At 69.3% G+C, this 9,006-nt stretch carries 8 protein-coding genes; 2 read left to right on the forward strand and 6 right to left on the reverse strand.

What is annotated here, in order from left to right; all coding sequences use genetic code 11:
• The first annotated feature begins 68 nt into the window (after positions 1–68).
• Together I8N67_RS40080 and I8N67_RS40085 are read left to right on the forward strand one after the other, a co-directional pair.
• Positions 69–632: a GNAT family N-acetyltransferase gene (locus tag I8N67_RS40080; protein ID WP_200309239.1), complete on the forward strand. Its 564-nt coding sequence runs from the start codon at positions 69–71 to the stop codon at positions 630–632.
• 36 nt (positions 633–668) lie between these two features.
• Entirely contained in the window at positions 669–1,070 is a 402-nt protein-coding gene (locus I8N67_RS40085) for a cupin domain-containing protein (RefSeq protein WP_200309240.1), read from the forward strand.
• 13 nt (positions 1,071–1,083) lie between these two features.
• On the opposite strand, the gene I8N67_RS40090 is transcribed toward I8N67_RS40085, so the two are convergent.
• The 6 genes from I8N67_RS40090 to I8N67_RS40115 all read right to left on the reverse strand — a co-directional run bounded on the left by I8N67_RS40090 (position 1,084) and on the right by I8N67_RS40115 (position 8,440).
• Positions 1,084–2,637 (reverse strand): type IV secretory system conjugative DNA transfer family protein, encoded by a 1,554-nt coding sequence (locus tag I8N67_RS40090; RefSeq protein WP_200309241.1) that lies wholly within the window; start codon positions 2,635–2,637, stop codon positions 1,084–1,086.
• Positions 2,638–2,695: 58 nt separating this feature from the next.
• Positions 2,696–4,129, reverse strand: a complete 1,434-nt coding sequence (locus tag I8N67_RS40095; RefSeq protein WP_200309242.1) for an ATP-binding protein — start codon at positions 4,127–4,129, stop codon at positions 2,696–2,698.
• A 54-nt stretch (positions 4,130–4,183) separates the two neighbouring features.
• Complete coding sequence (locus tag I8N67_RS40100) at positions 4,184–5,722, reverse strand: SCO6880 family protein (RefSeq protein ID WP_372443909.1); 1,539 nt, start codon at positions 5,720–5,722, stop codon at positions 4,184–4,186.
• A 23-nt stretch (positions 5,723–5,745) separates the two neighbouring features.
• On the reverse strand, positions 5,746–7,071 hold the full coding sequence (locus I8N67_RS40105) for a hypothetical protein (RefSeq protein ID WP_200309244.1): 1,326 nt from the start codon (positions 7,069–7,071) through the stop codon (positions 5,746–5,748).
• Positions 7,061–7,927, reverse strand: coding sequence for a DUF8175 domain-containg protein (locus I8N67_RS40110; protein ID WP_200309245.1), 867 nt, complete (start codon positions 7,925–7,927; stop codon positions 7,061–7,063). Before I8N67_RS40110 ends, I8N67_RS40105 begins: the two co-directional genes overlap by 11 nt.
• A gap of 204 nt (positions 7,928–8,131) precedes the next feature.
• Positions 8,132–8,440 (reverse strand): DUF8827 family protein, encoded by a 309-nt coding sequence (locus I8N67_RS40115; RefSeq protein ID WP_037688205.1) that lies wholly within the window; start codon positions 8,438–8,440, stop codon positions 8,132–8,134.
• Positions 8,441–9,006 lie beyond the last annotated feature (566 nt).

Genomic DNA, 9,006 nt, shown 5'->3' on the forward strand with positions numbered 1-9,006 from the left:
CGAATAGCCCCTGCCGGGAAACCGGTGGGGGCTATTTTGCGTTTCAGGACGCTTTCAATGGGGTGCCGATGAGTGCTGAGAACCTCGCTGTCCCCGAGGGTTATGCGATCCGGTCCGTCCGTGCCGAGGAGTGGCGGGAGGCGCGGGAGTTGCGGTTGGCCGCGCTGCGGGATCCCGTCGCACCTCTGGCTTTTCTGGAGGCGTACGAGGATGCCGTGGCCCGGCCGGACGCGTACTGGAAGGAGCGGACGGAGGGGGCCGCTGAGGGGGTTCGGGAGCGGCAGCAGATTGTCGTGGAGGCCGGGGGCGCGGGGTGGGTCGGGAGTGTGACCGTGCTTGTGGAGGAAGCCGGCGTGCGGGACTACTTCGGCGCGCAGGTCGAGCGTCGGCAGGGGCATCTGGTGGGGGTGTTCCTGAGGGACGGACATCGTGGGAAGGGCGTGGGCGAGGCGATGTTCGCGGCTGCGCTGGGATGGGCCCGGGGCGTCGGGGTCGAGCGGGTGCGGTTGTTCGTGCATGAGCGGAACGGGCGGGCCGCGGCGTTCTACCGGCGGATCGGGTTCGTGGCCAGCGGGGTGACCGTGGAGGAAGTCATGGGGCTGGAGCTGGAGTACGTGCTTGACCTGGCGTAGGTGGCGTCGGGTGGGCCGGTGTTAGCGTTCGCCGGCATGGACGACAGCGTGTATGTGGGGAATGCGGGCAAGGACGCGGCGCTGGACCGTGGCTGGCTGCTCGGGCACTTCAAGGCGGACGGCGATCCTCGCCGGAGCGATGCGTTGGAGATCAAGTGGGGTGTCCATCCGCGTGGCGACCGGCGGGCGCAGTGGGTTCGGGGTGAGGAACGCACCGCTCTGCAGGTGCTCATCAGCGGGCGCTTCCGCGTCGAGTTCCCTGGCCGGAGCGTCGTGCTGGAGCGCCAGGGGGACTACGTCGTCTGGGGGCACGGTGTGGACCACTCCTGGGTCGCGGAGGAGGAGTCGGTGGTGCTGACCGTGCGGTGGCCGTCCGTTCCCGGATACGCGGTGCCTCACGACGGCCAGGGCGACGAGCGGGATGGCTCGGGCATGTGAGCGCCGCGTGACTCTACGGCAGCGGGAGTTCGAGGTTCGGCCAGCGGGACCTGGCCTGTTCGCGGGAGCGGAGGAGGGCCAGGGTGGGGAGGCCCTGGTCGGGGCCGGTGGTCAGGAGGGCCGGGAGCTGGGGGAGGGGGGCCACGGCCGCCACGTCGTCCAGGACCAGGGTGAGTGGTGGGTCGAGGCGACCGGAGGATGACCGTTCGGCCATGCGCCGGCCGCGCTCGACCACGCTTGAGGTGAGGGCCGTCAGCAGCGGCATGGCGTAAGGGTTCGCCTTGGGGTCCTCGATGGGGTCGCCGACCACATAGAGCGTTCCCCCCTCGTGGACGAAGGAATCCAGGGCCAGGGCGTCCGCCCTGTTGGGGTTGCAGGATTCCCGGATGTTGACCGTGGAGAGGGAGGACAGGGCGCGGGCCGTCAGCTCCTGGGCGATGTCCCGGCGTTCGGGGTGCGAGGTGAGCGCCGACTCCAGTTCGCCCGCCGCGCCGGGGGCCGCCTTCGGGTTCGTACGGAGGATCCGTACCGCTTCCTGGACGTTGGTGCCCTGGGCCCAGCGGTGCAGGTGGCGGATGGTGCGGGTGTCTATGGCGGCGGCGTGCAGATAGCTGCGTAGAAGCGTCTCGGCCGCGTCCGCCACCGCCTGGTCGATCTTGGCGGTGGGGCGGATCGGGGCGAGGAGGGCGGTCGCCCTGGCCACCGCCGTCGGCTTGTCGTCGCAGCCGGTGATGGGGGACCAGTGGAGGCGGGCCGGGGTGTCGCAGCGATGGGAGGGGTCGTAGAGGAGGACCGGGCCCAGTTTCGCGCGGGCGTCCTTGGTGTCCGACCAGAGTGTCGGGTCGGAGGTGACGACCAGGGCGGGGCCTTCGGCGTCGTGTATGGCCTGGGTGGCGGTGGGGCGACGGGAGGGAGCCGGGCCGAGGACCACCGAGGGGGACTGCGGGGGCCAGGCGCCCGTCGGGGTGAGGGGGGCGGCGGTTTCCGTCGCGATGGTGGCCGCGAGGGGTGCGGGGGTGTTCTGGGCGGTGGTGGCACGCGGCTCGGGTACCGGCGCGGGCGGCGTGGTGGCGGGTGCTGTGGGGGGCGGGGCGACCTGGTGGCCGTATTCACCGGGGTGCGGTGGGAGAGGGCCGGGCGTCTGTGCCGTCGGTGTCGTGGTGGCCGACAGGTCGTGTCCTGAGGTCCGCGTCGCCTTTTCTCGTGCTCGTACCGCTCTCCAGCGGGCCAGTGTGCCCATCACGAAGACGGCGAGGACGAGGAGGATCATGAGTTGGCTGATGAGGAGGCCCCAGAAGAGGCCGTAGCCGGAGAGCTGGTCGGAGGGGGTGTCCGGCCAGGCGGCGGGGAGGTCCTGGGGGGCGGAGATCAGGCTGCGTACGGCCAGGGGCGTGCGGGTGAAGGTGATGCGGTCGGGCCAGGCGCCGTGGGCGAAGAGGCCGGCCAGGCCGGTGGCCGACCAGACCATCAGGGTGGTGGCCAGCAGGAAGCCGAGGAGGGCGATCAGCAGGCCGTCGGGGATGCCGCCGCCTCCGCCCTGCTGGGGGTGCCGGTGCTCCGGTCTCATCGCACGCCGCCGTTCACGCCGTATCCTCCGCCGCCATTCAGGTCGTACCGCTCACTGCTCAGGCCACCGTGGACTCCGAGGAGCCGTATCCGTCGACCTCGCTCAGTTGCTGTTCCACGAAGGCGGCCGCGCGTTCCTCGGCCTCCAGTTCGGCGGCGCGCAGGGCGTCGCTGTCGCGGATGTGGTCGGCGGACGACTCGGTCATCGCGCGGTCGGTGAAGACGAGCGGGCGTTCGGTCTCGGTGATGAGGTGTTTGACGACCTGGACGTTGCCGTTGACGTCCCAGACGGCGATGCCGGGGGTGAGGGTGGGGATGATCTCCACCGCCCAGCGGGGCAGGCCCAGTACGCGGCCCGTGGCCCTCGCCTCGTCCGCTTTCTGGGCGTAGATCGTCCGTGTCGAGGCCATCTTGAGGATCGCGGCCGCTTCCTTCGCCGCCGCGCCGTCGACGACGTCCGACAGGTGGTGGACGACGGCGACGAAGGACAGGCCGAGGCGGCGGCCGAACTTCAGCAGGCGCTGGAAGAGCTGGGCGACGAAGGGGCTGTTGATGATGTGCCAGGCCTCCTCGACGAGGAAGATGCGCTTCTTCCGGTCGGGGCGGATCCAGGTGTGCTCCAGCCAGACGCCGACGATGGCCATCAGGATGGGCATGGCGATGGAGTTGCGGTCGATGTGGGACAGGTCGAAGACGATGAGGGGCGCGTCGAGGTCGATGCCGACTGTGGTCGGGCCGTCGAACATGCCGCGCAGGTCACCGTCGACCAGGCGGTCGATGACCAGCGCCACGTCCAGGCCCCAGGCGCGTACGTCGTCTATGGCGACGTTCATCGCCTCGGCGGACTCGGGCTCGGGGTGGCGGAGTTGGTCGACGATGTCGGTGAGGACGGGCTGCCGGTCGACGATCGACTCGTTGACGTAGGCGTGTGCGACCTTGAGGGCGAAGCCGGAGCGTTCGTCCAGGCCGTGGCCCATCGCGACCTCGATGATCGTCCTGAGGAGGGCCAGCTGGCCCGTCGTGGTGATCGCCGGGTCGAGGGGGTTGAGGCGAATGCCGAGGTCCAGGGCGGCCGTCGGGTCCAGGCGGATGGGAGTTATTCCCAGCTCCTGCGCGATGAGGTTCCACTCGCCGACGCCGTCCTCGCCCTGGGCGTCGAGGACGACGACCTGGCGGTCGCGGAAGCGCAACTGCCGTAGGACGTACGTCTTCTCCAGGGCCGACTTGCCGTTGCCGGACTCGCCGAGGACGAGCCAGTGCGGGGCGGGGAGCTGCTGGCCGTAGAGCTGGAAGGGGTCGTAGATGTACCCCTTGCCGGAGTAGACCTCGCGGCCGATGATCACGCCGGAGTCGCCGAGGCCGGGGGCGGCGGTCGGGAGGTAGACCGCCTGGGCCTGGCCGGTGGACGTGCGGACCGGGAGGCGGGTCGTCTCGACCTTGCCGAAGAGGAAGGACGTGAAGGCGTCCGTGAGGACAGACATCGGGTCCCGCATCAGCGCTTCACCTCCAGGTGCGGTTGGATCGGATGATCCCGCATCGCGGTAGCCCTACCTTCGGATTCCGGTGGCGAACGGGAGCGTGTTGACGAAGGCCCGGTGGTGTTCGCGGTCGCACCACTCCAGTTTCAGATACGACTTGCCGGCCGAGGCCCTTATCGTCCGCTTGTCGCGCGCCAGCGCCTCCGGGGAGCGGGAGGAGACGGTGATGTAGCCGACGATGTTGACGCCGGCCGCGCCGCTGGCGAGGTCCTCGCCGCGCTGGTCGAGACGGGAGTGGGAGGCGATGTCGCGGGGGTCGACGGTCCGGTTCATCTTGGCGGCGCGGGACGCTTCCGCCTCGTCGTTCGTCTTCTCGGTCAGCATGCGCTCGATGGCGACCTCGGTGGGTTCGAGGTCCATCGTGACGGCGACCGTGCGGATGACGTCCGGGGTGTGGACCAGGAGGGGCGCGAGGAAGTTCACGCCGACCGGGGTCATCGGCCACTCCTTCACCCAGGCGGTGGCGTGGCACCAGGGGGCGCGGGTGGAGGACTCGCGGGTCTTGGCCTGGAGGTAGTCCGGCTCCATCGCGTCCAGCTCGGCCGGCCAGGCGTTGCGCCTGGTCATGGCCTGGATGTGGTCGATGGAGTGGTCCGGGTCGTACATGGAGTGGATGAGGGAGGCGAGACGGCCCTGGCCCAGCGGCTGCCGTACGCGGATGTCGGCCTCCTGGAGGCGCGAGCAGATGTCCGTCAGCTCGCGCGCCATGACGACGGCGAGGCCGGCGTCCTTGTCCAGCTTCCGGCCCTGCGGGCGGGACGCGCGGGCCATGGCGTGGCCCTCGGCGGCCAGTTCGCGGGAGTAGTGCATACAGGCGACCAGGTACGCGCGGTGCTGCTCGCTGCTCGTGGACACCATGGACTGGAGCTGCTCGTACGACTGCTGCAGCCAGCCCGGGGCGCGTTCGTCGCCGCGCTGGGCGACGTCCTTGGCGTGGGCGTCCGGGTCGGCGGGGAGGGTGCGGGCGAGCATCTGCAGGCGGGTGACGAAGCCGTCGCCGTTGGCCACATGCTTGAGGAGGGTGCCGAAGCGGTCGACGAGGGCTTCCTGGTCCTCGGAGTCGCGCAGGCCGACGCCGGGGCCCTCGATCTCGATGGCCGCGGTGACTGTTCTGCGGTCGGCGTGGAGGAGGACGGCGATCTCGTCGGGGCCGAAGGGCGCGGCCAGCCAGGTGATGCGGCCGATGCCCGGCGGGGGGCCGACCTCGATCTCACGGCCGTCGAGGTGCGTGCCGGCCTCCATGACGGAGGAGCGGTACGCGGTGCCGCGGCGCAGGCCGCGCTTGTAACTGCGGTTGATCTCGAACCACTTGTAGAACGTCCGCCGCTTGTACGGCACGTACACGGCGGCCAGCGCCAGCAGCGGGAAGCCCGTCAGCAGGGCGATGCGGGGGACGAGCATCGGGACGAGGAGGCCGCACATCATGCCGAGGAACGCGCCCACGATGATCAGCGCGATCTCGCCGGACTCGCGGTTCCGGCCGATGATCGCGTTCGGCCGGGCGCGGCCGATCAGATATGTACGGCGGGGCGTGACCGGATGGGACAGATGGGCCGCGTGGGAATCAGCCGTCAACGCCCTTCACCTCCCGTGCGATTGCTGTTGCGGGTGTTGCCGGCGTGGGGGGTGTTGACCGGGCTCGTACGCGGTGGGGGTGCGGCGGAGGGGACAGTTCCGCCGCCTCCGTTCGAGTTGCGTGAGCTGTGGGCCGCCACGCCGCCGGACGCGGGGTTGGACGGGCGGGCGGCGTTGTTCCCGCCTCCGCCGCCGTTGTTGTCGGCCCGGCTGCTGTGGGTCTTGATGCCTTGGGCGACGAGAGTGGCCGGGGAGCTGATCACGGCCGCGGCCTTGCCTTCGGCGCCGCGCATGATGCGGTTGTTGCGGGAGCCGGCGATCTCGTCGCCGAAGCCCGGGACGAAGCGGTAGATCATCGCGGAGGCGAAGATGGCGAGGAGGATGATGGCGAGGCCGGAGACGACGGCGGAGAACGCGTCCGGGCCGTCGTCCGCGGCGAGGGCGCCGGCGAGGCCCAGGACTATCACGATCACCGGTTTGATGAGGATGACCGCGATCATGATGCCCGCCCAGCGGCGGACATGGCCCCACAGGTTCTTGTCGACCAGGCCGGCGTAGACGACCGTGCCGAGCAGCGCGCCTACGTAGAGCAGGGCGGCGCGGATCACCAGTTCGAGCCAGAGGACGCCGGCGGCGAGGATCGAGACGAGCGAGACGACGATCAGCATGATCGGGCCGCCGCCGATGTCCTCGCCCTTCTTCAGGGCTCCGGAGAAGTTGCCGAAGAAGGTGTCCGTCTGGTCGCCGGTCGCTTTGGCGAGGACCTCCGTCACGCCGTCGGTCGCCGAGACGACCGTGTAGAGGATCAGGGGCGTGAAGGCGGAGGCCAGGACCGTCAGCCAGAGGAAGCCGACGGCTTCGGACAGTGCGGTGGTGAGGGGGACGCCGCGTACTGCCCGCTTGGCCACGGCCAGCAGCCACAGGATGAGGGTGAGGATCGTCGAGGCCGCGAAGACCACGGCGTACTGCTGGAGGAACTTGGGGTTCGTGAAGTCGACGTTCGCGGTGTCGTTCACGGCGGTGGAGAGCTTGTCGATGGTCCAGGAGGCGGCGTCGGCGCAGCCTTGGGCCAGGGAGGAGAGGGGGTCGAGGGTGGTGGTTACGTCGTTGGGGAGGGTGCTGGTGTCGCCCTTGTCGTCGGCGCCTCGTTCGCAGTAGTCCTTGGCGGGGCCGACGATGAGGTCGCAGCGGTCGTCGGAGGCCGAGGGAGAGGGCGACGGGGTGGGTGCGGCAGCTGCCTTGGTGGCCAGTAGAACGGCTGCGGTCTGTACGGCTGTGAGGGCTGCGGCGAACTTGAGTACGTGGCGTGACCTACCGGGCATAGGTGAACCCTCCGTACTCCTCGACGGCCTTCGAGATCTCGTCGGACGGCGAGATTTTGTTGTCGCCGTTGACCGGCGCGGGGCCTTCCTTCTGGGCGAAGCTGTCGACCTTCCAGTCACCGTCGGCCCAGCGCAGCTGGAGGATCATGGTGAACCAGTCGCTGGTGACCGGGTTGGTGGTGTCTTCTGATGCCGTGCCGTAGACACCGGTGCACCAGACCTCGACGGTCGTGGTGCTGTCCGAGTAGCTTGTGGCCTTGGTGCCGACCGGCATGGTTCGTGAGACGTAGGTACTGCCCGACGGGGCATTGCCGTTTTCGTCCAAGCCGACATTGGCTAGGAAGTCCCTGTCATAAGCCTTGTTGAGGCTGTCCTCCAGATCGGCCGCCTTGTCGGCGACGAAGACCTGCTGGACGATCTCGCTTCGCCGGACGGGCTTGAGGATGTCGGCCGAGACCAGGACCACGGCGTAGTTGGCCGCTGCGGATTCGGCGCCTTGCTCGTCGTGCGCGAAGCCGGAGGGGATGCCGCCGGTCTTCGTGTCGACCGGCCGTTCCCCCGAAGCCGCAGTAGGCGTCGTTTCCGCCTTGTCGCCCCCGGTGGTCCCGTCTTCTGCGGAGTCGTCTCCGCCACGGTTCGCGAAGGCGATGGCGGCGATGAGGAGGACGACTACGCCGACGATGGTGATGAGGCTTCTGGAGGAGGAGCGGCCGCGGCGGGGGGTGTTGCCGTAGGGGTCGTCGCCGCGGTCGGGGAGGCGGGTGCGGGTCTGGCCCGTGCCGGCGTAGCCCCCGTACCCTCCGTCGTCACCGGCGCGTGAGGACTCGCCGTGCCCGTGCTCGTCACCGAGACTCATGCCGCGTTCGCCCCTTCAACTTCAACGTCGTACCGAAAGGCGTAGCAGTACGACGGTAGCCGCGCTGGTTCCCGCGCGGGCGCGGTGTGGTGACTCGACATCAGGGAAACGCAACCTCAGCCGGTGGGCACGACGGACGGGTGGGGTAGTGGGGAACCGGGCGAACCGGGGGTGCCCGGCCAGGACGAGGGGCCGGCCGCCGCGCTACACGGCCATGCCGTACACGATGGTGAAGACCGTGCCCAGTGAGCCGATGATGAAGACGCCGGTCAGGCCGGCGATGATGAGCCCCTTGCCCTGTTCCGCGCTGAAGGTGTCACGCAGGGCCGTCGCGCCGATGCGCTGTTTGGCCGCACCCCAGATCGCGATGCCCAGACAGAGGAGGATGGCGACCGCCATCACGACCTCGATCATCACGCGCGCCTCGTTGCCCAGGCTGCCGAAAGGCCCCCAGTCCGGGGCGATTCCGCCGATGATGGTGGTGATGTCGCCCTTGTCGGCCGCAACGAACATGTAAGTCACCGCCCCTAGTGGGTAGTTCTGTTGGTCGTGCGGTGCGTACGCGTCGCGTCCGTACCGCACCCTCTGGCGCGGGTGCGCAGAGGTCGGGCCCATTCTCGCCGACGATGACGCTGTCGTATGTCGACTTGGCGTCATTGATTGGCGGGTTTCGTACGAATCCCTTGCCGCCGGCCCGTGCGAGACCCTATCGGGGGACGCGGGACGGTATGTGAAGGGTCGTATCGTCACTCTATGTATCACGGCAGGTTACGCCGGGCAACGAGGATAAACCGGAACCTGTGGTGTGGTTCCGTCGTTATTCCCCTCTTTCTCTTTCCCTGGCCCCGCTTCTGACGGGGTGTCGGTGGCGCCCGGTTCGAGTGTGCCTGATGTGGACGTAAGGGTCGCATGTGGGCCGGGTGGCCGGGGCGGCTTGAGCTTTGGCCAGAAGTGCATGGGATCGCGATCGCAATTTTGGTACGAATGATCGATTGGGTGTCCGTGTTTGTCCATGCGTCAGGTGTGGGGGCTGGGCGCCGAGTTGAGGGAACGAATCTGCGAGGGCGTCGACGGGGGTA

It is taken from the genome of Streptomyces adelaidensis (assembly GCF_016598475.1).
Taxonomy (GTDB): domain Bacteria; phylum Actinomycetota; class Actinomycetes; order Streptomycetales; family Streptomycetaceae; genus Streptomyces; species Streptomyces adelaidensis.

Bases quoted from the DNA above. Each gene is read 5' to 3' on its own strand.
- I8N67_RS40080 (WP_200309239.1), top strand. From the start codon at position 69: ATGAGTGCTGAGAACCTCGCTGTCCCCGAGGGTTATGCGATCCGGTCC.
- I8N67_RS40110 (WP_200309245.1), bottom strand. From the start codon at position 7,927: ATGAGTCTCGGTGACGAGCACGGGCACGGCGAGTCCTCACGCGCCGGT.
- I8N67_RS40115 (WP_037688205.1), bottom strand. From the start codon at position 8,440: ATGTTCGTTGCGGCCGACAAGGGCGACATCACCACCATCATCGGCGGA.
- I8N67_RS40095 (WP_200309242.1), bottom strand. From the start codon at position 4,129: ATGCGGGACCCGATGTCTGTCCTCACGGACGCCTTCACGTCCTTCCTC.
- I8N67_RS40085 (WP_200309240.1), top strand. From the start codon at position 669: ATGGACGACAGCGTGTATGTGGGGAATGCGGGCAAGGACGCGGCGCTG.
- I8N67_RS40090 (WP_200309241.1), bottom strand. From the start codon at position 2,637: ATGAGACCGGAGCACCGGCACCCCCAGCAGGGCGGAGGCGGCGGCATC.
- I8N67_RS40105 (WP_200309244.1), bottom strand. From the start codon at position 7,071: ATGCCCGGTAGGTCACGCCACGTACTCAAGTTCGCCGCAGCCCTCACA.